Consider the following 24,813-nt stretch of genomic DNA (forward strand, 5'->3'; position numbering starts at 1 on the left):
ACTTTGCAAACTGCCGATTACATCATTGTGGGCGCCGGTTCGGCGGGCTGCATTTTGGCCGAACGTTTGAGTGCGGACCCCGGCACGACGGTGCTGCTTTTGGAAGCGGGAGGGGCGGACGATTCACCGTGGGTCTCACTGCCACTTGGCTATGGCAAACTTTACGCCGATCCGAAACGCACCTGGCAATTCATGACCGAAGCCGATAGCGGCCTGAATGGCCGGTCGCTCTATTGGCCACGCGGCAAAATGCTCGGCGGTTCCGGGTCTATCAATGCCATGGTGTATTGCCGGGGCTTGCCGCAAGACTACGACGACTGGGAAAGTTCCGGCGCAAACGGGTGGTCATGGTCCGCGGTGCGTGAAACCTTCGAGCGCCTGGAAACAAAGACCGGTGCGGATGGGAGTAAGCGGGGCAGCGGCCCGATCAATGTTCAGGACATCTCCCGCGAGATCCACACGCTGAACCGTCATTTCTTTGCTGCGATCACGGAAACCGGGTTGCCTTTGTCGGAAGACTTCAACGGCGATCAGCCCGAAGGGGCCGGGATCTACCACATCAACACGAAAGCCGGACTTCGGTGCTCTTCGTCTCGCGCCTTTTTGCACCCCGCCCTCAAACGCCCAAATCTGACAGTGCGCACAGCCGCGCAGGCAAAGCGCATCCTCTTTGAGGGACAGCGCGCAACCGGCGTTCAATTGTTATCCGGCGAAGTTTTGACCGCCCGCCGGGAAGTTATCTTGTCTGCCGGTGCGATTGCCTCACCTCAACTGCTTCAGCTCTCTGGTGTTGGACCGGGGCAGCTTCTGCAATCGCTTGGCCTTCCGGTCGTCCAAGCCAACGAGAATGTGGGCGGCAACCTGCAGGATCACCTGGCCGCGAACTACACCTTTCAGGCCCATGAACCAACGCTGAATGCAGTTCTGCGGCCACTTATCGGGCAAATGCGTGCAGCGTTCCAATATGCCCTGTCGCGCAAAGGCCCCTTGGCCCTGTCGGTCAATCAGTGCGGTGGCTTCCTACGCTCGCGCAAGGAGCTCACCCAGCCGGATCAGCAAATCTATTTCAATCCGATCAGTTATCAGATGAAATCCTCCGGCGGTTCCTCCCGCTTTACCCTTGATCCCTTCAACGGCTTCATCATCTGCGCCCAGCCGGCGCGTCCGACCAGCCGGGGCCGGATCGATATCAAGAGCGCAGACTGTTCTGTCGCGCCATCTATTCAGCCGAACTCCCTGTCGACGGACGAAGATCGGAACACGGTTATCTCCGGCGGCCGGCTTTGTCAGAAGATCATGGCGAGCAAGGCCTTACAGGCGATCGTCGACCGGCCTACCGGACCAGACCTTTTGAAGCTGAACGATCAAGGCCTCCTGGACGATTTCCGGTCCCGTGCCGGGACGGTCTATCATCCTGTGTCCACTTGCCGGATGGGTGCGAGTGCCGAAACGTCGGTTGTCGACAACCGTTTGAAAGTTCACGGTATAGAGCGCCTCCGTGTGGTAGACGCGTCGGCGTTCCCGAACATTACCTCCGGTAACACCAACGCCCCCACCATGATGCTTGCCCTGAAGGGCGCTGATATAATTCTGGAAGATCACAAAAGAGCCTCCGCATGACTGTTCAAGACCTTGCCGCCAACTACCTTTCCACAGGACACATTGATAGCCTCCCGGATGGCCATTTCATCGGCGGGCGGTTCACTTCCGCCTCTGACCGGAAGATGGAAAGCTTCGATCCGGCCCGTGCCGAGGCCTTTGCCGAGTTTTCGCTCGGCACTGAAGCCGATATGGACACGGCAATCAAAGCGGCCGAAAAGGCCGCCAAAGACTGGGCAAGAGCGCTCCCGTCCGAGCGCTGCCGCATTCTGAACAACGTCGCCCGTGTCTTCCGTGAAAACGCAGACCGCCTGGCAGTCCTTGAAGTCCTCGACAGCGGCAAGACGCTGGCTGAGGCCCAAGGCGATGTTCAAAGTTCTGCGCGGCTGTTTGAATATTATGCCGGCGCTGCCGACAAGCTGGACGGCCGGTCGGTGAACCTTGGCCCGGACTTGACGGCCTTTACGGTTCGCGAGCCGGTGGGTGTCACCGGCCACATCATTCCCTGGAACTATCCAACGTCCACATTTGCGCGTGGCGTTGCCCCTGCCCTAGCCGCGGGCTGTTCTGTTGTTGCCAAGCCCGCAGAGACGACACCATTCACCGCACTTGTGATGGCTGAGCTCCTCAGCGAAGCAGGTGTGCCGGACGGACTGGTCAACGTGGTGACCGGCCTCGGGAGCGATGTTGGCGCCAAACTTGCCCGTGATCCCCGGATCAAGCAGCTAACCTTCACAGGCTCCGTCACCACCGGCGTGAATGTCGCCCAGACGGCAGCCCCGAATGTCACCCGGCTTACGCTGGAACTCGGCGGAAAGTCCCCGCTGGTGGCCTTTGAAGATGCGGATCCGGAAAAGGTCGCAGATGGCGCCTATTGGGCGATTTTTTCCAACTCCGGCCAAATCTGTTCCGCGGGTTCACGGCTTATCCTGCACAAATCCTTGCGTGATGAAGTCCTCGCTATCCTGACGGAACGCGCGAGCAACCTGAAAGTGGGCCATGGCCTGAAGAACCCTAATATGGGAGCGATCAACTCTGCTCTGCACCTTGGCCGGATCAAGGCCCATGTCGATGCCGCCAAGGCGCACGGTGCCAACATCCTGACCGGCGGCGACGTGACCACCGATCCGGAAACCGGCAAGGGCTGGTTTTTCCAGCCGACCATCATCGCCGATCTGCGGGCCAACGACCCGGCCGTTCAGGACGAAATCTTCGGTCCGGTCCTCTCCGTCCAGAATTTCGAAACCGAAGACGAGGCCATTGAGCTGGCGAACGGGACGGAGTTCGGCCTGATGGCAAGCGTCTACACGCGCGACACCGGACGCGCGATGCGGGTTGCCCATGCGCTCGACAGCGGTCAGGTTTCGGTCAACGATTATTGGGCGGGCGGTCTGGAACTGCCCTTTGGCGGCAACAAGAAATCCGGCTATGGCCGAGAAAAAGGCTGGGAAGGCCTTGATGCCTACACCAAAGTCAAAGCTATCACGATCAGCAACGCCAGCTAAAACGGTTCGACATGAAACTTAGCGATATCGAAACCTTCGTCGTTGGCAACCCGCCGCCCCGCCATGGAGGGCGGTACTTCATTTTCGTCAAGCTGGTGACCGAGTGCGGCATCACCGGCTACGGCGAGATCTACAATGCCACCTTCGGGCCGAATCTGGTGGCACAGATGGCGGTCGATGTCTTTGAACGCCAGTTTGCCGACGAAGACCCGCACCATATCGAGAAGCTGTGGCACAAGACCTACGGTGCCGGATATACGCAGCGTCCGGATGTGACCGTCATGGGTGTTCTGTCGGGTCTGGAAATGGCCTGTTGGGACATCATCGGCAAGGCGGCGGGCAAACCCGCCTATGAGCTGCTCGGCGGCAAGGTGCACGAGCGGCTGCGTTCCTACACGTATCTTTATCCAGCCGATGGCGATGTTTATCCGGACCCGGATAAACCCAACGTCTATAACGACGCGGATATGGCTGCAGAAGCAGCGGCAAAGGCAGTCGACCAGGGCTTTACAGCCGTGAAGTTCGATCCGGCCGGTGCCTACACCATCTATGATGGCCACCAACCGAGCCTTGAGGATCTGGAGCGCTCCGAGGCGTTCTGCAAACAAATCCGCGCAGCCGTAGGCACAAAAGCTGATCTATTGTTCGGCACCCATGGCCAGTTCACGGTGTCTGGTGCCAAGCGCCTCGCCCGGCGGCTGGAAGCGTACGACCCGCTCTGGTTTGAAGAGCCGATCCCGCCCGAAAAGCCGGAGGATATGGCGGAAGTGGCCCGCTTCACCTCCATTCCGGTAGCAACCGGCGAGCGGCTTTGCACAAAGTACGAATTCTCGCGTGTTCTGGAGACGGGAGCCGCCAGCATTTTGCAGATGAACCTTGGCCGGGTCGGTGGATTGCTGGAGGCCAAGAAGATCGCGGCGATGGCGGAATGCCATTCGGCGCAAGTCGCTCCGCACCTTTATTGCGGGCCTTTGGTGGCGCTCGCCAATATCCAGCTTGCGACCTGCAGCCCGAATTTCCTGGTGCTGGAATCAATCCGCACCTTTGACGGGTTCTTCGCAGACCTTCTCAAAACACCGATCCGATGGGAGAACGGCTATATCATCCCGTCAAAGGAACCGGGCCTTGGGCATGACCTCAACGAAGATGTTGCCCGCGCCAATCCCTACACCGGCACCGAGCTCCATTTGGGTTTTCAGGAAACGCCAGCACTGCCGCTCTAGGAAATACCATAAGGCTGGTCAGTTTGTGACTGCATCAAGCGCATCGTGCCTGGCCCGGACATCTTCGGGCCAGCTTGCCTTGATGAAAGACAGCACAGCAATGATCTCATCGTCCGTTAGCACGCCCTCATAGGCGGGCATCGCTGACTGGTAGTTTTCAAGATTTGCAGCCTCGGCAACGCCGTACTTGGTCATGTCGAACAACAGTTTCGAAGAATGGTGCCAAGTGTGACCAGAGACATCATGAGGCGGCGCCGGCAGGAGTCCATCCGCTTTTGGTGTTTGCCAATCCGCCTCCCCTTCCAGATTTGCCACGTGGCAAGCCGCACAGGTCTCATCGTAGATATCCTTCCCGCGCGCAACCACGTCAGCATTTTCAGGCTTAAGCAAGCCGGTATTTTCATTGCCTGGCAACACAAACAGAGCGGCGGCGCCGAGGCCCGCAATCAGAGCCCCGGCAATCGCCAGAGAGTGTAATGGTTTCCCCACGACCTAGATCACGACGATCTGAGAGCCCACCGGCACACGGCCATAAAGGTCGATGATGTCCTGGTTCATCACACGGACACAGCCGCTGGAAACAGCGGACCCAATCGTCCAGTATTCAGCTGTGCCGTGGATCCGGTAGAGCGTGTCGACGTTGCCCTGATAAATATAGAGCGCACGCGCACCCAGCGGGTTTTCCAGACCCGGATCCATGCCGCCGTTCTTCCAGCTCCACTGCTCAAGCTCCGGCTCGCGCTGGATCATTTCCTCCGGCGGGACCCATCTTGGCCATGGCGCTTTTCGGGCAATTCGGGCGCGGCCCGACCATTCGAATCCAGCTCGGCCAAGACCAACACCATAGCGCATGGCCATGCCGTTTTCCTGGACCAGATAGAGATAATAGTTGGAGGTATCGACGATCAGCGTGCCGACACGCTCGGGCGTGTTATACCGCACTTGCTTGCGGTAATAACGCTCCGGAACCTTGTTCAGATTGATCGCCGGGATCGGAAACCGTTCTTCCGGCATCGCCCGGTACATGGATAGATACGGTGAGACCGGCGGCGCAGCCGGCTGTGTCGTCGTCGACACGCAGCCGGAAACGGCGAGCCCGGTCAGGCTCGCCGAACCGGCAAGAAATGATCTTCTTGTCAGCAAAGACACGTTACTTAACCTCGCCCATTTTCATATAAACGCGTGGTGTTGCACCAGGTTCCATCGGCAAGGCGTGGACCAGATATTGAGCCGCGGGATCGTAGTCCATTCCGAGCGACCCCATCGGCATCCCGGCAACTGCCAGCCCGCGAATGTCGGGGCGCTCACTCATCAGTTTGTCCATCGCTTGCAAAGGGACATGGCCCTCCAGCACGTACTTGCGCTCATCGCCAAGCACAGCCGTGTGGCAGGCCTGCAAATCGCCCGGGACACCGGCCTGCTTTTTGACGGAGGTCAGGTCTTCCATGTCGCGGATTTCGACCTTGTAGCCCGCCTTTGCAACCTCTTCGGCCCAGACATTGCAACACCCACACCACGGGGTCTTGAAGACCGTGACCGAGCGTTCCTCATCCGCCATTGCCGGAGCGGCCAACAGCGCTGCCGCAAGGGCGCCTGCGCGGACCAGTTTGTGATTAAGCATTGGATTTGTCTCCGTGTGTGCGGTTGTCACCGCTTCTTTGGTGGACACATCCCCCCATGAAGCGATGCATGATCAAATGCATCGCCAAACAACCGGCAAGCGGCAAAACGGGCCAGAAGCGATCGGCAAACGACGCACTGGCAGGAGCGCTTGCAAGAACAATAGCCATTCCTGCGGCCATCATGAGGCAGCACGCCAGCATGAAGAGCGAACGGGGGCTGGCACTCTGCCGCAGCCGATCAAAAGCGAACCGGCTGCGCAGCGGCGAAACGTTATGTGAGGTGAGCATCTTGCTCCCTTTCTGTCTGAGTAATTTAGGCCGGCAAGCGCCGAAAGATGTCCCGGAAAGTCCGGTCTCAGACAGATTGGGGCGGGTGATCAGCGACGGCGGGCGCTGCCATCGTGAGCGTCTTCCCAGTGTTTTCGTGAACCCGGACGGAGCCGGGTACCACCAAGCCGGGCGGCATGGGCAAGACGGAGGCGCAGTCGCTTGAGCATTTGCTGCCGGCATGCGGCGCAGCATCGCTGACTTCCTGGCCACAGCAGGCCATGACTTCCTTCAAGTCCGCCGTCTGCGCAGGCAGATCGACGTTGTTCATGTCCTCAAGCACGGCCGCTACAGAAAACGATCCCACTTGGCCTTGCCAATCGGACACGTTGAATGCCGCCGCCGGCACACCATGCACCGCAGTGAAAAGAATCAACAAAAGGACCGTCAGAAACGAACGCATGAGACCGCCCTATCGCAGTTGTTTCGGAAAAGCCAGTCCCGGTTTGATGAAAATCACTCACTTCATCGAGAGCGGGCAGGCACAGCTTTTAAAAGAACCATTTCGATGGGCCCCGGCCGGTTCTCAAGCAACTCTGGCGGGCAGAAGTTGGAGAGCAGGTTTTACAGCTGGCTTTGACATGGCAGATTTGGTTTCTGTTTCTGAAACCTCTTGCGGCTGCTTGGCCCCGCTGTTGATACGATGGCGAACCTCGGAAGCCGGCATGGGTTTTCCAAAATAAAAGCCTTGAACCTCTTTACAGCCGTGACGCTTCAAGAGCCGCAAATGTTCCTCGGTTTCGGCGCCTTCGGCAAGCACCGGGATATTCAGGCTTTCGCTCAAGATGATGGTTGCCCGGACAATCGCTTCGGATTGCGCGTTCGTGCCGAGGTCCTTGATGAATTCCCGGTCGATCTTGATCTTGTCGAACGGGAAGGCTTGCAAGGTGGCCAGAGAGGAGTAACCCGTCCCGAAGTCATCCATTGCAATGCGGACGCCCAGCCGTTTCAGTTGCTGGATCACCTGCAGCGCGTGGTTCGTATCTTCAATAATACCGGTTTCCGTGATTTCCAGTTCCAGGCGAGACGGATCCAAACCGCTTTCCTTCAAAGCATTCGCGACAACATCCGGGAAATTCGCGTCAGATAGCTGTATCGGGGCAACATTCACAGCAATCCGGATTGGCTTGGACCAACTCGCGGCTTCCTTGCACGCTGTCCGGACGATCCATGCTCCAATTTCCAGGATCTGGCCGGTTTCCTCAGCTATCGGAATGAAGGCGAACGGGGGAACCAATCCACGCACCGGATGGTTCCAGCGCAAGAGCACTTCGGTTCCGGTCACGTCATGGGTCTGGACATCGTTCTGCAATTGATAGTGCAGAACGAACTCGTTGTTCCGCAGTGCCTTGCGCAAATCGATCGCAAGCGCGCTTTGGTCTTTAACCTTGTCGTCTTTTGCCGGGTCATAACACTGGGCTGCGTTTCCACCTTCAGAGCGGGCACGGTGCATGGCACGTTCGGCGGCGGAAAACAGCTCCTCGGCATTTTGCGCATGTTCCGGGAAAAGTGCATAGCCAACTGCGCTGTCTACCTGAACAGCGTCATCACCAGCGCCGAAGGGCATGCCAACGATTTTCTGAATGCGCTTGCACAGATCAAGCAAATAGCCGCGATAATAAACCGGCTTGCCGACAATAACGAATTCGTCACCAGCAACGCGGGCGACATATTCATCCTGATCCAGATGGGACGACAGATTGCGGGCAATATGGCGGAGAAGCGCATCTCCGGTCGCGTGGCCCAAGGCTTCATTGACCGCCTTGAACCGCGACAGATTGCAGGTCACGACAACAACGCGGGCATTGTCGAGCGCAACACGTGATATCAAGCCGTCAGTAAAGAGCTCGACCCCCTTGCGGTTGGGCAGACCTGTCAACGGGTCCTGATGCGCGATCTGCGTGATTTGATTGTTCGTCACTTCAGCATTGGCGGTGTCGATCGAGTAGGTGATCATCGCGCTTAACAACAGGACGCTCATCGTGAAAGCGACACCCATCCCAACCAACTGATTGGAGACAAGATCAAGCCCCTCCGCATCCAGCCGGAGCGGAAGTATGTTCATCCCGGCCATCGCGGTAAAATGCATGCTGCCGACGGCAAGAATGAAGGCCAGCGCTGCGCCATACTTGCAATAACGCGTCACGGGCCGCGCGATCCGACTGGTGGAGATCATGCCGAAGACAGCTGCCAACACAACGGAAACGACCACAAACAGCGTATCAAGTTGTGAAACCCCGGAGACACGCATGGCGTGGATCCCGGTGAAATGCATGGCTGCGATCGACAGACCAAATACAGCACCGCCAACCTCGATCAAGGCAGATCGCTGTGTCAGGCTGCCCAACCAAAGGCCTGACGTGGTTCCAAGGATGGCGATAACAAGAGATGCCGCTGTGAGCGTCACATCATAACCGAGGATCAACGGGCTCTCATACGCCAGCATGGAGACGAAGTGTGTGCTCCAGATGGTTCCGCCTGCAATCATGCCAGACAGAAACAACCACATGTATTTTAAGCTGCCTTGCGTTCTGCGGACCCGCGCGTAGAGGCGCATCGTCAGGACAGCCCCCACGACAAGGATTGCAACAGCAAGCCCGAGCGAAAAGGGGTCATGGTCAAAGGCGATGCAAGACAGGACAGTTAGCATTTAGATCTCCAAGTCCGGATATCCTAGCGGGAACCAGAGATCTCTGTGTAAATGTACGTATCAGACTAAAAGTTTGAATAACAACTTCTTAAAAGCCCTACTGCGTTGATCTAATTGTATTTTCTTTTATCAAAACAACAGTGTAAAACAGTTTCCACTGCTCAGAAATGGTGAGGCGTTAACGATTGACAGGCAGGGTGTTCTGCCGGTTCGCTTAAATTTAATTCAATATCCAAAATAAAACCCCCGCCCGGCATTCGGGCGAGGGTTTCTGATCTTCAGAGTTGCCGATCTATCAAGCGGCCGCTTTGGCCTTGAACTCGATCCGGCGGCGGTGAAGAACCGGCTCCGTATAGCCGTTCGGCTGTTTCGTACCTTCCAGAACAAGCTCAAGTGCTGCCTGGAACGCAACGGACCCGTCAAAGTTATCTGCCATCGGCCGGTACAGCGGGTCCCCCGCGTTCTGCCCGTCCACCACCTTGGCCATCTTCTTCATCGTCTCGACGACCTGTGCTTCGGAACACACGCCATGACGCAGCCAGTTGGCAATGTGCTGTGAGGAGATCCGCAAGGTTGCGCGGTCTTCCATCAGGCCGACATTGTTGATGTCCGGCACCTTGGAACAGCCAACGCCCTGTTCGACCCAACGGACCACGTAGCCCAGAATGCCCTGTGCGTTGTTGTCGAGTTCGGCCTGAATGTCCTCCGACGCCCAATTCGGACGTTCGGCAACCGGGATCGACAGGATGTCGTCCAGTTTCGCGGCATCGCGCGATTTCAGCTCAGCCTGACGGCCAGCAACGGACACCTTGTAGTAGTGCAGCGCATGAAGTGTCGCAGCCGTCGGAGACGGAACCCACGCCGTGTTTGCGCCCGACATCGGGTGGCCGATCTTCTGATCCAGCATGGCATTCATGAGATCAGGCATCGCCCACATGCCCTTGCCGATCTGGGCATGTCCCGGAAGACCGCAGGCAAGACCGACATCAACGTTGTTGTTCTCATAGGCACCGATCCAGGTCGACGCTTTCATGTCGCCTTTGCGGATCATCGGCCCAGCTTCCATGGAGGTGTGCATTTCATCACCGGTCCGGTCCAGGAAGCCGGTGTTGATGAAGAACACGCGGTCTTTTGCCTGACGGATGCACTCCTTGAGGTTCACCGTGGTGCGGCGCTCTTCATCCATAATACCCATTTTCATCGTATTCCGCGCCATGCCCAGCGCATCTTCGACACGATTGAAGATTTCGCAGGCAAAAGCGACTTCTTCCGGGCCGTGCATCTTCGGCTTTACGATGTAGATGGAGCCCGCACGGCTGTTCGTGTTCCGGCCGTTCGGACCGACGTCATGCAGGCCGATCAGTGCGGTGATCATGCCATCCAAAAGTCCTTCCGGAACTTCGTTGCCGTCCTTGTCCAGAACCGCATCGATGGTCATTAGGTGGCCCACATTGCGCACCAACAACAGGGACCGGCCATGAAGGGACAGAGCGGTGCCGTCGGGAGCGGAGTACTGACGATCCCCATTCATGCGGCGGGTGACCGTCTCGCCGCCCTTCTGGAAGGTTTCTTCCAGATCGCCTTTCATCAGTCCAAGCCAGTTGGTGTAAACGACAACCTTGTCTTCAGCATCGACGGCAGCAACGGAATCCTCGCAGTCCATGATGGTCGACATGGCCGATTCCAGAACGACATCCGAAATGTGCGCCTTGTCGGTCTTCCCGATCGGATGCTGACTGTCAATGTTGATTTCAAGGTGCAAACCGTTCTTGACGAGCAAGACCTTGTAAGGGGATGCAACATCGCCGGAATAACCAGCGAATTGGGACGGATCCTGCAAACCCGTCGCACCATTTTCAGTTGAGACCGATAGTGCTCCGTTTTCAATCGCAAGGCCTGTTATGTCTGCCCAGCTGCCTACAGCGAGCGGTGCCGCATCATCGAGAACATTGCGGGCATAGGCGATCACCTCAGCGCCGCGTGCCTCGTCATAGCCGCCGGCTTGCGGCTTGGAGCCCATGGCATCGGTGCCGTACAGAGCGTCATAAAGCGACCCCCACCGGGCATTGGCGGCGTTCAGCGCATACCGTGCGTTCATCACCGGAACCACAAGCTGCGGGCCTGCAACAGATCCGATTTCGGGATCGATGTTCTGGGTGCCGACCTCGAACGCTTCGCCTTCCTGAACGAGATAGCCGATCTCCTCCAAAAACGTTTTGTAAGTCGCCATCTCTGGCGTGCCGGGGTTGGCGCGATGCCACGCATCCAGCTTTTCCTGGAGCGCGTCGCGTTTGGCCAGCAGGTCGCGGTTTTTCGGGGCAAGGTCATGAACAAGCGCTGACAGGCTTTTCCAGAAATGCTCCTGATCAACACCGGTGTCAGGCAAGGCCTTGTCGTTCACAAACTCATAGAGTTCTTTCGCCACTTGCAATCCGTGGGCGTCGACCCGTTCTGTCATAATTTTCTCCAAACGCTTTTGCGGCATTATGTTGATCTTTGTGGGTGTTTTAGCTGCCAAACGCTCCGGGTCAATTGCCAGCGAGCCTTCATGACTTTTTCCTTTTTCGAAATAATCCGCACCATCATCGCTGCAGAGAGAACAATTCGGTGCCTCCAAGGCCTTTCCGAAACGCCAACAATCCGCTACCGCTCTAGACCCACGCCCCTCCCCGGCTGCCAAATTGGCAGGAAAGAAGACACCTTATGAGCTCGTTTGCCGGACGTATCGGAACCATGGCTTATGGCAATGCCATCCTGTTGTTGATGGCAACCACGCTCCTGTGGGGCGGCAACACAGTGGCCGGACGCCTGGCGGCAGGAGAAGTGTCCCCAATGGTCGTGGTCTTTCTGCGCTGGATCATTGTTGCAGGTCTGCTTGTTCCCTTTTTATGGCCGCGGATCCGGTCCGAATGGCCAATCATGCGCGGCTCGTTCCTGCGCATGGTGCTGATGGCCGCCTTCGGCTTTGTGGGTTTCAACACGCTGTTTTACATCGCAGCGACAGAGACAACGGCGGTCAATCTCGGGATTATCCAGGGATCCATGCCGATCCTGGTCCTCATTGGATCTGTTATCGCATTCAGCTCCAAAGTACGGATGCTTCAGGTCGTCGGTATTTTGGCGACATTGTTGGGCGTGACCTTGATTGCGGCACAAGGAAGTCTCGACGTTCTCTTGAGCCTTGCGGTCAATCCCGGCGACGGTGTCATGCTGATCGCCTGCGTGCTCTATTCAGGCTACACGCTGGCACTGCGCAACCGGCCACAGGTTTCGGGACTGGTCTTTTTTGCCGTTTTGTCCGCCATATCCGTGTTCGCCTCCCTTCCCGGTCTGGCCTACGAAATGGCGACGGACACGGCTCTCTGGCCCGACATGAAAGGCTGGCTGATTGTGCTCTACATAGCGCTCGGCCCCTCCTGCCTCAGTCAGATCTTTTTCATGCGCGGCGTGGAACTGATCGGCCCGGCCAGAGCTGGCGTTTTCATCAATCTGGTCCCGATCTTTGCAGCCGTGCTTGCTGTCAGCATCCTGGGAGAACCGTTCAAATGGCACCACGGCCTGGCCTTGCTGCTCGTTCTCGGTGGGATCTGGTTGTCGGAGCGCAAGGCAAACAGTTGATGTGGTTGTGAGGTATTTGGGTCCGGTCCCATTGGCGAGTTTGAATTTGCCATAATCAGAAGGCACATTGGCGCCATGGAAACACCAATGATTACGGGCGCCTTTGCGCTTTTGTTGCTGACGATCGCTTTGTTACAACCGCTGGCCCGGCGCCTCGGTGTGGCGCCCAGTGTGCTTCTTGCCATGGTTGGAACCCTGATCGGCATTGTGGCGACCTATCTTCTTTACACGCCCCGCACCGATATCTTTGATACCATCGCAAATGTCTTCGTGAATCCCCCTCTGGATTCGGAGATGATCCTCTACATTTTTCTTCCCCTGCTTCTGTTTCAAACCTCTTTGACCCTCGACGTGCGGCGTTTGTTCGAGGATTGGGCACCGGTTCTGGTCATGGCGGTTGTTGCCGTATTCGTGGCAACGGCCTTCATCGGGGTTGCGCTTTACCCGCTGGCCGGTGTGCCCTTGGTGGCCTGCCTCTTGCTCGGCGCAATTGTGGCAACGACGGATCCGGTTGCCGTCGTGGCGATTTTCCGGGACATTGGAGCGCCCGGTCGCCTTGGGCGCATCGTCGAAGGCGAAAGCCTTTTGAACGATGCCGCAGCCATCGTGATCTTTGTTTTGCTTCTTGGCATTCTGACGGGGGATCAAGCCCTTACGGGAAGCGAAGTCGCAATCGCTTTTGCCAGGTCGTTTGTTGGAGGTGTCATCGTCGGCGCAGTGCTCGCGCGTATCGCCGTCAGTTTGTTGCATCTGATGCGCGACTTGCCGCTCGCCCAAGTGACACTGAGCCTTGCCCTACCCTACGGCATTTATGTGCTCAGTGATCAGTTTGCCGACGTGTCGGCTGTGGTTGCCGTTGTTGCTGCCGGAATCATCTTCAACCTCTATGGCCCGGCCCGGATTCAACCCGCCAACTGGAACTTTTTGCATTCAGTCTGGGACCAGATGTCCTTCTGGGCCGCATCCCTGATCTTTCTGCTGGCCGCTATTCTTATCCCGCGGCTGGTCGACGGGTTTGCCCCGCTCGACATTCTGCTTCTTCTGATCGTGATCGTTGCCGCTCTCGCGGCCCGTGCTGTCGTGATCTACGGCTTGTTGCCCGTTCTGAGTCTGATGAAGGCTGGAGAGGCGGTAAACGACAAATACAAGGCTGTCATGCTGTGGGGCGGCATGCGCGGTGCGGTGACACTTACCCTGGCCCTCAGCGTGTCCGAGCACGCTGCCCTGTCGCCGGAGATCTCGACATTCGTCACCAAGCTTGCCACCGGCTTCGTGCTGTTCACCTTGCTGGTTTACGGAACGAGCTTGAAACCGCTCATCAAGCTTCTGGGCCTCGACCAATTAAACGCTCGGGACGAAGCCCTTCGAACCCAGTTTCTGGCTCTCACTCTATCCGACATCCGGTCAGAGCTTGGAGAAGCTGCCAAAGCCTATCATGTGGCTCCGCATGTCGCCTCTGTCGTGCTCGACGACTACGAAAAACGCGCGGCTTCGGCAGCTGCAGAGACCAACATGCTGGAAGAGTTGAAAGACAAAGACCGGGTCAACATGGGCCTGATTGCGCTGGCAGACCGGGAACAGCAACTTGTCTTGGAACACTTCCACCACAAGACGATTTCGGGACGTGCGGTCGCCGGTTTTCTCGCCATCACGGGCAGAACCAGCGACCTTGCACGAAGCGATGGACGCAGTGGTTACCGGCGGGCAAGCCGGCAGCCGCTCAAGTTCGGCTTTGGTTTCCGGTTCGCACAGATGTTGCAACGCCGTTTCAAAATAAACCGGCCGCTCGCCCAGCAACTCGCAGCACGTTTCGAATTTCTGCAAGTGTACAGGATCCTGGAAGATGAACTTCTCGTCTTCAATGAACAGCGGATCCGGCCGCTCTTGGGCGAACGGGTGGCTGATATCTTGAAAGAAACCCTGAGTATCCGGCAATCCGAAACCATCCAGGCCATTGAGGCCCTGCGCTTACAATACCCTGACTATGCAGATGCATTGCAGAACAAGTTTCTGCGCATGGGCGGCGTCCGTCTGGAAGAAACGGCCTATGATGATGCCCGGGATCAGATGCTGATTGGCACCGAATTGCATCAGGATCTACTCAGGGATGTCGAAAAGGTCCGCCGCGCTTGCGATTTCCGGCCAAAGCTGGACTTGGGCATGAAGACCAAGGAGCTGGTGCAGGGTCACCCCTTGTTTGAAGGCCTGCCCAAGCAACAGCAGAAGGCCATCATGAAGATGATGCGCCCGCAATTCGCGACACCGGGGGAAACCTTGATCCGGACGGGCGAACGCGGCGATGCAGCCTACTTCATTGCATCTGGTGCGGTCGAAGTGCGCACCCCAATCACCACCATCCGCCTCGGCCGTGGTGATGTTTTCGGAGAAATCTCTCTCATGACCGGCGGACGGCGCAGCGCCGACGTTGTAGCCATCAGTTATTGCCACCTTTTGAGCCTGAGAGCTCAAGACTTCCGGCTGCTCATGGACAAGCATCCGGACCTGAAAGCCCATGTAGAAAGCCTGTCAGCCCAACGGTTGAAAATGAATTCCGAGGCTCAGAACACCGAAGACGAAGACCCTGTTGTTCCGCAGTTCAAGGCGAATTCCGAAACCGCAGAGGAACTGTCCTCCGTTCCCGGGACAGAAAGGGGACCACAGGAAAGCCCAAATACGCTGGAAGGAAGAACCGAAACTTTCTCAGAAAGCAAAGCCAAAACCGAGCAAGAAACGGACAACAAGATCTCATCAGAAGAGGCAGGTGATCTCAGTACCGCCGATCCCAAGAAAACTCCAGAAGCCGCCACTTGAAGGTTGGCGTCACTTCGTTGGCTTTCCAAGAGAATTGGACAAAAAAATGGACCGGCGATTAGGGGCCGGTCCGGTCTGAGGTGCGAGCATCGCTTGCTCGAGGGGAGGTTCATCACATCCAAAATCTGATTTACATAGTAAGTCATGCGAACGGTTTTTTACCAGCCCTTTGTTCAAGTAAACGCACCTATGGTGTTGATAAGTTTTAGATGTAGATCTGTTTTTCGAAGAATGGTGTATGAATTTTTTAACTTCCATTGACCGTTCATTTGCATTATTACCTACGGCATTCCACGCAAACTGAAGTCACCACACAGATTAACTTTAGGTGATCCCAAGTTAACGCCGAACATCAACAACCTGATCTGACTTATTGATTTTGGTGAAGTTTAGGGTGCAGCCAAAAACAGCGCGCTTAACACGCGTCTTCCGAAATTTACCCTCACACCTGATGTGAGGCGATGGCGAGCTTAACTGCGCGGTGCCGCTGCCCGTCTCAAGCGGTCATTGATCGCCTCGCCAAGGCCGGTATTGGGGATATCTTGCACCTGAATCGTCTTTGCACCGGACGAATCAAGGGTCCGCATGGCCTGAAACAACCGCGCTGCGGCCTCGACGAGATCCCCGGACGGGCTAAGATTCGCCTCCGCCAACGCCTTGTCCCGCCCTTCGATCGGATCTGTTCCGAAGGACAACAGAGCCTCATCTGGCGCTACTGACCGAGCATGAAGATGCATTTTCGCGTCTGGTGCGTAATGGGACGTGAGCATTCCGGGCGCCGCGGGCGCCTCCGGCTGACTGCTTGAGGCTGGTGTCCGGACTTTTATCTGCAGCACCTGCTCAATTGCCTCGCGCGCCAAACCGCCAGGCCGCAGCAACGTCACATGTTCATCCGTTAAACCGATGATTGTTGATTCAATGCCAACCTCACATGGTCCGGCGTCAATGACAAAATCGAGCGCGTCCCCGAGATCGGCAATCACATCCTCCGCCCGGGTAGGGCTGATTTTGCCGGACCGGTTCGCGCTTGGGGCTGCCAGCGGCCGACCCGTTTTTTCAGAAAGATAGCGCATGATCGGCCCGGACGGGACCCGCAGCGCGACCGTGGACAGACCTGCCGTCGCCAGATCCGAAACTTCTGAGGCCTCAGTCTTCGGCACAACAAGGGTCAGCGGGCCCGGCCAAAATGCCTCCGCCAGTTTCAGGGCGCGGTCATCAAAGACACCATGATGGCGAGCGGCCTCCAGGTTGGGCAGATGCGAAATGAGCGGGTTGAAACTCGGCCGGCCCTTGGCCTGGAAAATCCGCGCGCAGGCAGTCCCGCTCGTCGCGTCGGCTGCCAGGCCGTAAACGGTTTCCGTCGGCACAGCGACCAGACCGCCGTCAATCAGACTGCGGCAGACGGCATCAGCTTCCGGGTGCCATTGCCAGTCATTTGAGCTCAGATTGACGTTCCAGCGCTGCATTCATTTCGTTCCGTTGCTTGCCATTCTGAAAGACTGACCAAAAAGATAAGGACATGCCGCAGCGAAATGGGTTGACGTTTACGTCAACACGGCTACTGTTTGCGTCAATCGGCTGCCAGTAGCGCCTTTTGCGGGCAACCCCGTGTTCCGTCAAGCTTTGGACGGCTGAAAGAAGAAATTTGGCCAAGATAGGCCACCGGTTCTTGGGAGGACCAATCATGTATCGTGCACCGGTCGACGAGATCGCCTTCACCCTCAAACACGTCTGCGGCCTGTCAGACTTGCAGGAGGGCGGACAGCATGCCGAACTCGGCGATGATCTGGTGGATGCTATCCTGAATGAAGCGGGCCGCTTCGCCGCGGAAGAGATTGCGCCGCTGAACAGCGTCGCCGACAAGCACGGAACTCCGCTTGCCAACCGGGAAGTCACAACTCCTCCCGGCTGGCGCGAGCTTTACCATGGCTGGATCGAAGGCGGCTGGAACGGCCTTTCTGCCAGCGAGGACGCCGGCGGTCAGGGGTTGCCACAAATGCTGTCAGCCGCTGCGCTGGAGATGTGGAACTCCGGTTCCATGGCCTTCGCCATCGGCCCGACGCTGACAATGGGCGCTGTGGAGGCCATCGAAAAGCACGCAACGGAAGAGTTGCGGGCAACCTACCTGGAAAAGCTGGTCACCGGTGAATGGATGGGCACCATGAACCTGACCGAGCCACAGGCCGGGTCTGATCTCAATGCGTTGAAAGCGCGGGCCGAACGCAATGACGACGGCACGTACCGGATCTACGGCCAGAAGATCTTCATCACCTACGGCGAGCACGATCTGACCGACAACATCATCCATCTGGTGCTTGCCCGCCTGCCGGACGCGCCGGCTGGAACTCGCGGTATTTCGTTGTTTCTCGTGCCGAAATTCCTGGTCAACGAAGACGGCTCGCTGGGAACTCGAAACGATGTCCACTGTGCAGGTGTAGAGCATAAGCTCGGCATTCATGGTTCCCCGACCTGCACCATGGTCTACGGCGATGAAGGTGGTGCCACGGGCTGGCTGATCGGTGAGGAAAACAAAGGCCTTGCCTGTATGTTCACGATGATGAACAACGCCCGGCTTGCCGTCGGCATTCAAGGGCTGGGTGTTGCGGAACGCGCCTGTCAGGACGCCCATGCCTACGCGCTGGAGCGCAAACAAGGCAACGTGCCCGGCAAGAAAGGCGACGGCATGGTCGCCATTGCCCATCACCCTGACATCAAACGCTCCTTGCTGGGCATGCGGACCCGAACCCAGGTCGCCCGAGCAATCTGTTATTCCTGCGCCCATGCCATCGATATGGCCAACACGGCCACCGACCCGGATCACCAGAAGCACTGGTCGGAACGCGCAGGCCTGCTCACGCCGATTGCCAAGGCACTGTCGACCGATTTCGGCGTCGAAGTCGCCTCCATCGGCGTTCAGATCCACGGCGGAATGGGCTACATGGAAGAAACCGGCGTTGCACAACATCTGCGCGATGCCCGGATTGCGCCGATCTATGAAGGCACCAACGGCATTCAGTCGATCGACCTTGTGATGCGCAAGCTGCCGTTGTCGGGCGGGGATCATGTGCGCGGCTTCCTGACCGAGCTGCGTGAGATCGCCCGGGAAGTTTCCCAATCCAACCGGCCGGAGTTCGGTGACACGGCCGAACGCCTGCGCCGGGCCCTCAATGATCTGGAAGAAGCAACCGACTGGATGCTGGCAGCCCAGGCCGATGGACGGGTCGAAGAGGCGCTTTCCGGCGCAACGCCCTACCTGCGGCTGGCAGGTCTTGCCTATGGTGGTGTTCTGCTGGCGAAAGGCGCTCTGAAATCGGGCATGGAAAACCGGGCTCTGCGGACCCAGCGCACCATCATGGCGAGAAGCTACGCCATGACGCTTCTCTGCGACACGGCAAGTCTGAAGGAAGACATCGTCGGTTCGTCGGACAGCATCCTGGAGTTCGACCCGGAAGCCATGACCTCTTAAACGCCCCGGCCTTGTAGACGAATACTGAAAGGAATTTCCTTATGATCACGCAGTCTCTCGAAGACGGCGTCAGGACTTTGCGTCTTGATCGTCCGGAAAAGAAGAACGCCTTGACCGGCCAGATGTACACGGATCTGGCGGAAGCGCTGGAAACCGGGAACACAGATGACAATGTGCGCTGTCAGCTTATCTGCGGCCAGCCGGAAGCCTTCACGTCCGGAAACGACATCGGCGACTTCCTTCAGTTCGCCGGCAAGATGCAGATGTCCGAAACACCGGTTTACCGCTTTCTGCGCGCGCTTGTTGGGAACCGGAAGCCATTGGTCGCCTCCATCGACGGGATTGCCGTCGGTGTTGGCGCAACGCTCCTCATGCATTGCGACATGGTGTTTGCCAGCCCGCGCTCCGTGATCCACACGCCTTTCATCGACCTGGGTCTTGTTCCGGAGGCCGGATCGAGCCTTCTCGGTCCAAAGATCATGGGCCATGCCCGCGCATTTGAGATGCTGTGCCTTGGCCGCCCGTTCAGTGCCGAGCGAGCCTATCAGGCCGGTCTCGTCAATGAAGTCGTCTCTGAGAATGTCGATGATGTGGCTTTGACCTGCGCCCGGGAAATTGCTGCAAAACCGCCGGAAGCAATGGCGCTTTCCCGTCAGTTCTTGTGGCAGGAAAGCCAGGACCTCAGCGACCGGGTCGATGAGGAAGCCAAGGTGTTCTCCTCCCGCCTAACATCGCCGGAGGCAATCTCCGCATTCCAGGCCTTCATGACCAAGAAGTCGAAATCCTGAACAGCCACACAGCAGCTTCCTTGAAGGAGAACACCATGTCCTTGAACGGCAAAACACTCTTCATCACCGGCGCTTCGCGCGGGATCGGCAAAGCCATTGCATTGCGTGCTGCACGGGAAGGCGCGAATGTTGCCGTTGCTGCCAAGACCGCAGAACCGCATCCGAAACTGGAGGGCACGATTTTTTCAGCCGCCGAGGAAATCGAAGCGGCTGGCGGCAAGGCCCTGCCGATCGTGCTCGATGTTCGCGATGATGAAGCGGTTCAAGCAGCCATCGACAAGACGGCGGATCACTTTGGCGGTTTGGACATCCTCGTCAACAATGCCAGCGCGATCCAACTGACTCCGCTGCAGCAGACGGACATGAAGAAGTTTGATCTGATGCACCAGATCAACACAAGGGGCACGATGGCCTGCTCGAAACACGCCATCGCTCATTTGAAGAAATCAGAAAACCCGCACATCCTGATGCTGTCCCCGCCGCTGGATATGCAGGAAAAGTGGTTTGCGCCGTTCACGCCCTACTCGATCGCCAAATACGGCATGAGCCTTGTTGTTCTGGGCCTCGCCGGTGAACTGCGGTCCAAGGGGATTGCGGTGAATGCGCTTTGGCCGCGCACCACGATCGCGACAGCGGCGATCAAAAACATCATCGGCGGCGACAAGATGATGCAAACAAGCCGGACGCCGGACATCCTTGCAGATGCTGCCTATGAGATCTTCACGACACAGTCGAAGGAATTGACCGGTCAGTTCCTGATAGACGACACGTTCCTTCAGAGCCGCGGCGTAACCGACTTTGATCAGTATCGGGTGGATCCAACCCAGTCGCTCACCCCGGACTTCTTTGTCCCGGACGACAGCCCGGCCCCGGCCAGCATGAAACCTGCTACCACCTGAGAAATTTACCGTGGCGGGCTTGCATTTTCAGGCCCGTCCCGGCAATGTCCGCGGGCCGATGAGGGCGGCACCCGGATCCGCGGACAGCGAAAGCACCCTGACACATACAATTGATGCCGGTTTTTCACCTGCGCCCGACACAAGCGGATCGTCCGGGCACGCTAACAGGAGAAAAGCCTTGTCTTCCGAGACGCTTACCTCACTCGACCAATTCCGCAAGGATGCCAGACGCCTCAAGAAGGCGATTGCCAGTGGCGACCCCGCGGCTCTTGCGCGCGCGCATAAATTTGTTTCTGCCGATAAGCCGCTCAAGCATGCCGATTGCCTCCATGTAATCGCGCGTGAAGCCGGACACACCAGCTGGCCACAACTGAAGTTTGCCGTCGAAAGTGCTGCCATGACCCGTGCGGAACGGGCGGAGCGGTTGAAAACGGCACTCTTTGCCGGTCAGCATTGGGTCACCAATAAGCTGCTGGATGATGATCCTGCGCTCAAAGACGACAACCTCGGATTGCAAATCGCACTCTACGACCTAGCCTCGGTGCGCGAAGCGGTCGAGGCCGATCCCAAGCGAGCGCTCGACCCGATTGGTGTTCGATCCCCCCTGCTCCATCTCGCCTTTTCGAAAGAGATCCACCGATCTCCCTCAAAACATGCGGACATGCTGGCCCTGGCAGAGCTCCTTCTGTCTCATGGCGCAGATGTCAATGACGGCTTTCCCGCGGATGCAAACACTGATCACAAGCTCTCAGCGCTCTACGGCGCGTTGTGCCACGCCGACAGTTACGAGCTCGGAGACTTACTGCTCCGCCATGGCGCAGATCCGAATGACAATGAAAGCCTCTATCATGCCACGGAGCTCACCCACGCTCGCGCCCTGAAGCTGCTTCTGGAATATGGTGCCAACCCGGATGGCACCAACGCTCTACCGCGTGCGCTTGATTTCAATGACCTCGACAAAGTTCGCATGCTGCTGGAGGCCGGTGCCGATCCGAACCTGCTTGAAGACAATCACCCGAGCGGACAACCGGTGAATACCATCCCGGCCCTGCACCAGGCAGCGCGCCGGGGATGTTCCGGAGAGGTTGTTTCGCTGCTTGTGTCGTCCGGGGCGGACCTCGATGCCCGGTGGCAGGGCCATTCTGCCTATGCGCTTGCCAGGATCTACGGCCATACAGAAGCGGCAAGCGCGCTGTCGGACCTTGGGTGCGACACACGTCTCACCCCGGATGAGCAGGCTCTCGCGGCGTGTGCCACTGGCGAGGCTTCTGCAAAGAGGCTCGATCTGAAGGCGCTGACTGATGAAGACAGACGGCTGTTGGTGAGGCTTGCCTCAGAACCGGGACGTCTTCCGCAAATCAAGGCTCTTGTTGCCGCCGGGCTGAACCCGAATGCCACCGATGAGATGGGTTTATCGCCCCTTCATGCAGCTGGCTGGCAAGGGCTACCAGAGGAAACTGCATATTTCCTGAGTCTGAAGCCGGATCTTTCCAAAAAGAACGGCTTCGGAGGTGACGCGCTCGACACGGTGCTTCACGGCGCAGAGTTCGCACCGGAAAAACCTGGAGCTGACCATATCAAATGCGCGCGGCTTTTGCTGGAAAACGGCAGTCGGATCTATTCCGACTTCATCAAGGGATGTGGTGACGAGGACATGGCTGCCTTTCTAGAGACCTGGATCAGCGCGCATCCGGAGAGCCTAGACCACCGGGCCTGATCCGGCAAAAAGCGAGTTTTGCCACAGGCTTACTTGCTTGTGGCAAATCATTCCGCTACGACATTTTGACAAGTGGGGTGACACGTCAGCTATCGGGGAGACCGTCGATGAACGGCACAATGGAACAGGTAACCGTCTACATGCCTCTGGTGATCAATGCGGCAAAAGCACTGATCGTTCTCATCATTGGCTGGCTGCTTGCCGGTGCCCTGTCGAGCTTCGTCCGAAAGCGGATCGTCTCTCACGAACGGATCGACGATACGATCGGCGGCTTCGCGGCCTCGATCGTCCGCTGGCTTGTCCTTCTCGTAACATTCATCGCGGTCCTGCAGCTGTTTGGCATTCAGGCGACCAGTTTGGTAGCGGTCCTCGGCGCCGGTACCCTTGCGATCGGCCTTGCCCTTCAGGGCACCTTGAGTGACATCGCGGCCGGAGTGATGCTCATCATCTTCCGCCCCTACAAGATCGGACAATATGTGTCCATCGGCGGGACCTCCGGAACAGTGAAGGACCTCAACATTTTCGTCACAGAGTTGGTGACCCCGGACAATGTCCAGATCATCATGCCCAACGGCCAGGCATGGGGCACGGTCATCACCAATTTTTCCGCGCACCAGACTCGCCGGCTCGACCTGACTTTCGGCATCGACTACGGCGATGACGCGGACAAGGCGATCCAGATCATTCTCGACACCGCCACTGAGGATGCGCGCGTCCACAAAGACCCTGAGCCCTGGGTGCGTGTGACAAATCTCGGTGACAGCTCCGTGGATCTCGGTGTGCGGCTTTGGTGCGACGCGGGCGACTATTGGGAACTGAAGTTTCACATGCTGAAGTCTGTGAAAGAGGCTTTCGACGCGGGCGGAATTTCCATTCCCTACCCGCACCAGGTGGAAATTCAGAAAGCCGGATAGACCGGCCTGGAATAAGCTGCCGGAATTGAGATGGCTCATTGACAGATCTGAAGACCACGGATCTGATGGCGGACAACTATAAATTCATACCTTATGGAAACGCCCGCCGTGTCAACACTCCTACTGCATCACCCGACCTATCTGGATCATTTGACCCCAGTGGGTCATCCGGAGCGCCCGGATCGCATTCGTGCCATTGACCGTATTCTGGAACATGAAAAGTTTCAGTCGGTTGAGCGCGATCTCGCACCCGTTGGCGCGCTGGAGGATATCGCACGGGCTCATCCGATGGCGTATATCGACCAACTTCACCGGCTGTCCCCGGACGAGGGTGTCGCGCGTGTCGATGCAGACACGACCATGTCGCCCGGCACCTGGGAAGCGGCGCTGCGCGGTGTGGGCGGAGCCTGCCGGGCGGTTGACGAAGTCCTGACAAAGAAGGTCAACAACGCCTTTTCTGCCTCCCGCCCCCCTGGGCACCATGCGGAAAAAGACCGGGCGATGGGCTTTTGCTTCTTCAACAACGCAGCCGTTGCAGCCCGATACGCTCAGGAGAAATACGGGATAGACCGGGTCGCGATCATCGATTTCGATGTGCATCACGGCAACGGCACCCAGGATATTTTCTGGGATGATCACAGCGTGATGTATTGTTCGACGCACCAGATGCCCCTCTATCCAGGATCCGGCGATGCTTCGGAAACCGGGGAGGCCAACACGATCGTCAATGTCCCGCTGCCGCCAGGAGAAAACGGGGCAGGCTTCAAGGAGGCGTTCGAAGTTGTTCTGCTGCCTCGGCTCGATGGCTTCGCACCGGAATTGGTCATCATATCAGCCGGGTTCGATGCCCATGCGCGTGACCCGCTGGGCGGCTTGAATCTGGTGGAGGCTGACTTTGCCTGGGCCACGCGGGCCCTGATGGACGTGGCAGACAAACATAGTGACGGCCGCGTTGTCTCGGTTCTGGAAGGCGGCTATGACCTTGAAGGCCTCGCCCGCTCAACTGCCGCTCATGTCATGACGTTGATGACCGGCTGAAGTCTAGCAACAAAAATTATCCAGTTGGCGGTGGATGGTATCGCCTATCTACCCGCGGCCCCTTGACCTTTGGTGCAGGTCTCGCAAATGTGCCGGTCTGTAGGGAATTCATTCAGGAAAATCGCATGTCCGATGCTGCCAAGGAAATCGCCGGTCTGTCCTTCGAAGACGCGCTCAAGCAGCTTGAGACAATCGTACGCGAACTCGAGCAGGGAAACGTTCCGCTTGAGCGCAGCATCGACATGTACGAGCGCGGCGATGCACTGCGCCAGCATTGCGATACATTGCTGAAGGCGGCTGAGGCCAAAGTGGAAAAAATCCAGCTTGGGCAAAATGGCGAACCAACTGGCACGACCGAGCTTGACCCGCAAAACGGCTAACAAGATCAATCGGCTCCGCCATCGCTGACGTTTGCCGGCAGACCACGTAAAAAAGTACGGGACGCAGTTCCTGCCACGGACCGGTTTCCGCAGCTTTACGGCAGGGTTGGACCCGCTGATAAAAACACTTATAACGTGCATTGTTCAAAAAAAACAATTCAAACTTATAAATCAATTGCAAAACACTCTCACCTGAAACTTCGCTTTATTTCGGTCGCAGTGAAGAATTCATATCTTTTTTCCCGGTTTTTGAATA

The 24,813-nt window shown here is 57.5% G+C and carries 19 protein-coding genes; 12 read left to right on the forward strand and 7 right to left on the reverse strand.

The genetic code is table 11. The features are described from left to right. Positions 1-3 precede the first annotated feature (3 nt). From ACQY4Z_RS06840 to ACQY4Z_RS06850, 3 genes are read left to right on the forward strand one after another with little or no spacing between them, the layout of a single operon-like run. Positions 4-1,620, forward strand: a complete 1,617-nt coding sequence (locus ACQY4Z_RS06840; protein WP_428529741.1) for a GMC family oxidoreductase — start codon at positions 4-6, stop codon at positions 1,618-1,620. After that, positions 1,617-3,104 (forward strand): aldehyde dehydrogenase family protein, encoded by a 1,488-nt coding sequence (locus ACQY4Z_RS06845; protein WP_428527830.1) that lies wholly within the window; start codon positions 1,617-1,619, stop codon positions 3,102-3,104. The genes ACQY4Z_RS06840 and ACQY4Z_RS06845 overlap by 4 nt, the downstream gene beginning before the upstream one ends. An 11-nt stretch (positions 3,105-3,115) precedes the next feature. Next, entirely contained in the window at positions 3,116-4,327 is a 1,212-nt protein-coding gene (locus tag ACQY4Z_RS06850) for a mandelate racemase/muconate lactonizing enzyme family protein (protein WP_428527832.1), read from the forward strand. Positions 4,328-4,345: 18 nt separating this feature from the next. Here the strand turns inward: ACQY4Z_RS06850 and ACQY4Z_RS06855 are convergent, their stop codons facing one another. The 6 genes from ACQY4Z_RS06855 to ACQY4Z_RS06880 form a co-directional block, all read right to left on the reverse strand. Continuing rightward, on the reverse strand, positions 4,346-4,816 hold the full coding sequence (locus tag ACQY4Z_RS06855; RefSeq protein ID WP_428527834.1) for a c-type cytochrome: 471 nt from the start codon (positions 4,814-4,816) through the stop codon (positions 4,346-4,348). A gap of 3 nt (positions 4,817-4,819) precedes the next feature. Then, positions 4,820-5,476, reverse strand: a complete 657-nt coding sequence (locus ACQY4Z_RS06860) for a L,D-transpeptidase (RefSeq protein WP_008195997.1) — start codon at positions 5,474-5,476, stop codon at positions 4,820-4,822. A 1-nt stretch (position 5,477) separates the two neighbouring features. Then, on the reverse strand, positions 5,478-5,948 hold the full coding sequence (locus ACQY4Z_RS06865; protein ID WP_428527837.1) for a DUF411 domain-containing protein: 471 nt from the start codon (positions 5,946-5,948) through the stop codon (positions 5,478-5,480). 356 nt (positions 5,949-6,304) lie between these two features. Continuing rightward, entirely contained in the window at positions 6,305-6,679 is a 375-nt protein-coding gene (locus ACQY4Z_RS06870) for a hypothetical protein (protein WP_428527839.1), read from the reverse strand. A gap of 123 nt (positions 6,680-6,802) precedes the next feature. Further along, the gene (locus ACQY4Z_RS06875; RefSeq protein WP_428527841.1) at positions 6,803-8,926 is read right to left on the reverse strand and encodes a putative bifunctional diguanylate cyclase/phosphodiesterase; all 2,124 of its coding nucleotides are present in this window, start codon (positions 8,924-8,926) and stop codon (positions 6,803-6,805) included. Positions 8,927-9,221: 295 nt separating this feature from the next. Beyond that, on the reverse strand, positions 9,222-11,384 hold the full coding sequence (locus ACQY4Z_RS06880; protein ID WP_428527843.1) for a malate synthase G: 2,163 nt from the start codon (positions 11,382-11,384) through the stop codon (positions 9,222-9,224). A gap of 245 nt (positions 11,385-11,629) precedes the next feature. Between ACQY4Z_RS06880 and ACQY4Z_RS06885 the strand changes: the two genes are divergently transcribed. Together ACQY4Z_RS06885 and ACQY4Z_RS06890 are read left to right on the forward strand one after the other, a co-directional pair. Continuing rightward, positions 11,630-12,544: a DMT family transporter gene (locus ACQY4Z_RS06885; protein WP_428527845.1), complete on the forward strand. Its 915-nt coding sequence runs from the start codon at positions 11,630-11,632 to the stop codon at positions 12,542-12,544. An 87-nt stretch (positions 12,545-12,631) separates the two neighbouring features. Beyond that, the gene (locus ACQY4Z_RS06890; protein WP_428527847.1) at positions 12,632-15,355 is read left to right on the forward strand and encodes a cation:proton antiporter; all 2,724 of its coding nucleotides are present in this window, start codon (positions 12,632-12,634) and stop codon (positions 15,353-15,355) included. A gap of 470 nt (positions 15,356-15,825) precedes the next feature. On the opposite strand, the gene ACQY4Z_RS06895 is transcribed toward ACQY4Z_RS06890, so the two are convergent. Then, positions 15,826-16,821, reverse strand: coding sequence for an L-threonylcarbamoyladenylate synthase (locus ACQY4Z_RS06895; protein ID WP_428527849.1), 996 nt, complete (start codon positions 16,819-16,821; stop codon positions 15,826-15,828). A 218-nt stretch (positions 16,822-17,039) separates the two neighbouring features. Here ACQY4Z_RS06895 and ACQY4Z_RS06900 point away from each other — a divergent pair, with 218 nt between their 5' ends. From ACQY4Z_RS06900 to ACQY4Z_RS06930, 7 genes are all read left to right on the forward strand, one after another. After that, complete coding sequence (locus tag ACQY4Z_RS06900; protein ID WP_428527851.1) at positions 17,040-18,821, forward strand: acyl-CoA dehydrogenase; 1,782 nt, start codon at positions 17,040-17,042, stop codon at positions 18,819-18,821. Between the two features lie 41 nt (positions 18,822-18,862). Beyond that, the gene (locus ACQY4Z_RS06905) at positions 18,863-19,609 is read left to right on the forward strand and encodes a crotonase/enoyl-CoA hydratase family protein (protein ID WP_428527853.1); all 747 of its coding nucleotides are present in this window, start codon (positions 18,863-18,865) and stop codon (positions 19,607-19,609) included. Between the two features lie 35 nt (positions 19,610-19,644). Then, entirely contained in the window at positions 19,645-20,508 is an 864-nt protein-coding gene (locus tag ACQY4Z_RS06910) for an SDR family oxidoreductase (RefSeq protein WP_428527855.1), read from the forward strand. 178 nt (positions 20,509-20,686) lie between these two features. Next, positions 20,687-22,225, forward strand: a complete 1,539-nt coding sequence (locus ACQY4Z_RS06915; protein ID WP_428527857.1) for an ankyrin repeat domain-containing protein — start codon at positions 20,687-20,689, stop codon at positions 22,223-22,225. Between the two features lie 107 nt (positions 22,226-22,332). After that, positions 22,333-23,139, forward strand: coding sequence for a mechanosensitive ion channel family protein (locus ACQY4Z_RS06920; protein WP_428527859.1), 807 nt, complete (start codon positions 22,333-22,335; stop codon positions 23,137-23,139). A gap of 108 nt (positions 23,140-23,247) precedes the next feature. Next, entirely contained in the window at positions 23,248-24,177 is a 930-nt protein-coding gene (locus ACQY4Z_RS06925) for a histone deacetylase family protein (RefSeq protein ID WP_428527861.1), read from the forward strand. A 125-nt stretch (positions 24,178-24,302) separates the two neighbouring features. Next, positions 24,303-24,557 (forward strand): exodeoxyribonuclease VII small subunit, encoded by a 255-nt coding sequence (locus ACQY4Z_RS06930; RefSeq protein WP_428527863.1) that lies wholly within the window; start codon positions 24,303-24,305, stop codon positions 24,555-24,557. Positions 24,558-24,813 lie beyond the last annotated feature (256 nt).

Origin of the sequence: Roseibium sp., assembly GCF_965276855.1 — a bacterium.
Taxonomy (GTDB): Bacteria; Pseudomonadota; Alphaproteobacteria; order Rhizobiales; family Stappiaceae; genus Roseibium.

Coding starts and splice junctions, on each gene's coding strand:
- ACQY4Z_RS06900 (WP_428527851.1), top strand. CDS start 17,040: ATGTATCGTGCACCGGTCGACGAGATCGCCTTCACCCTCAAACACGTC.
- ACQY4Z_RS06850 (WP_428527832.1), top strand. CDS start 3,116: ATGAAACTTAGCGATATCGAAACCTTCGTCGTTGGCAACCCGCCGCCC.
- ACQY4Z_RS06890 (WP_428527847.1), top strand. CDS start 12,632: ATGATTACGGGCGCCTTTGCGCTTTTGTTGCTGACGATCGCTTTGTTA.
- ACQY4Z_RS06895 (WP_428527849.1), bottom strand. CDS start 16,821: ATGCAGCGCTGGAACGTCAATCTGAGCTCAAATGACTGGCAATGGCAC.
- ACQY4Z_RS06920 (WP_428527859.1), top strand. CDS start 22,333: ATGAACGGCACAATGGAACAGGTAACCGTCTACATGCCTCTGGTGATC.
- ACQY4Z_RS06930 (WP_428527863.1), top strand. CDS start 24,303: ATGTCCGATGCTGCCAAGGAAATCGCCGGTCTGTCCTTCGAAGACGCG.
- ACQY4Z_RS06870 (WP_428527839.1), bottom strand. CDS start 6,679: ATGCGTTCGTTTCTGACGGTCCTTTTGTTGATTCTTTTCACTGCGGTG.
- ACQY4Z_RS06865 (WP_428527837.1), bottom strand. CDS start 5,948: ATGCTTAATCACAAACTGGTCCGCGCAGGCGCCCTTGCGGCAGCGCTG.
- ACQY4Z_RS06875 (WP_428527841.1), bottom strand. CDS start 8,926: ATGCTAACTGTCCTGTCTTGCATCGCCTTTGACCATGACCCCTTTTCG.
- ACQY4Z_RS06845 (WP_428527830.1), top strand. CDS start 1,617: ATGACTGTTCAAGACCTTGCCGCCAACTACCTTTCCACAGGACACATT.
- ACQY4Z_RS06885 (WP_428527845.1), top strand. CDS start 11,630: ATGAGCTCGTTTGCCGGACGTATCGGAACCATGGCTTATGGCAATGCC.
- ACQY4Z_RS06910 (WP_428527855.1), top strand. CDS start 19,645: ATGTCCTTGAACGGCAAAACACTCTTCATCACCGGCGCTTCGCGCGGG.
- ACQY4Z_RS06880 (WP_428527843.1), bottom strand. CDS start 11,384: ATGACAGAACGGGTCGACGCCCACGGATTGCAAGTGGCGAAAGAACTC.
- ACQY4Z_RS06905 (WP_428527853.1), top strand. CDS start 18,863: ATGATCACGCAGTCTCTCGAAGACGGCGTCAGGACTTTGCGTCTTGAT.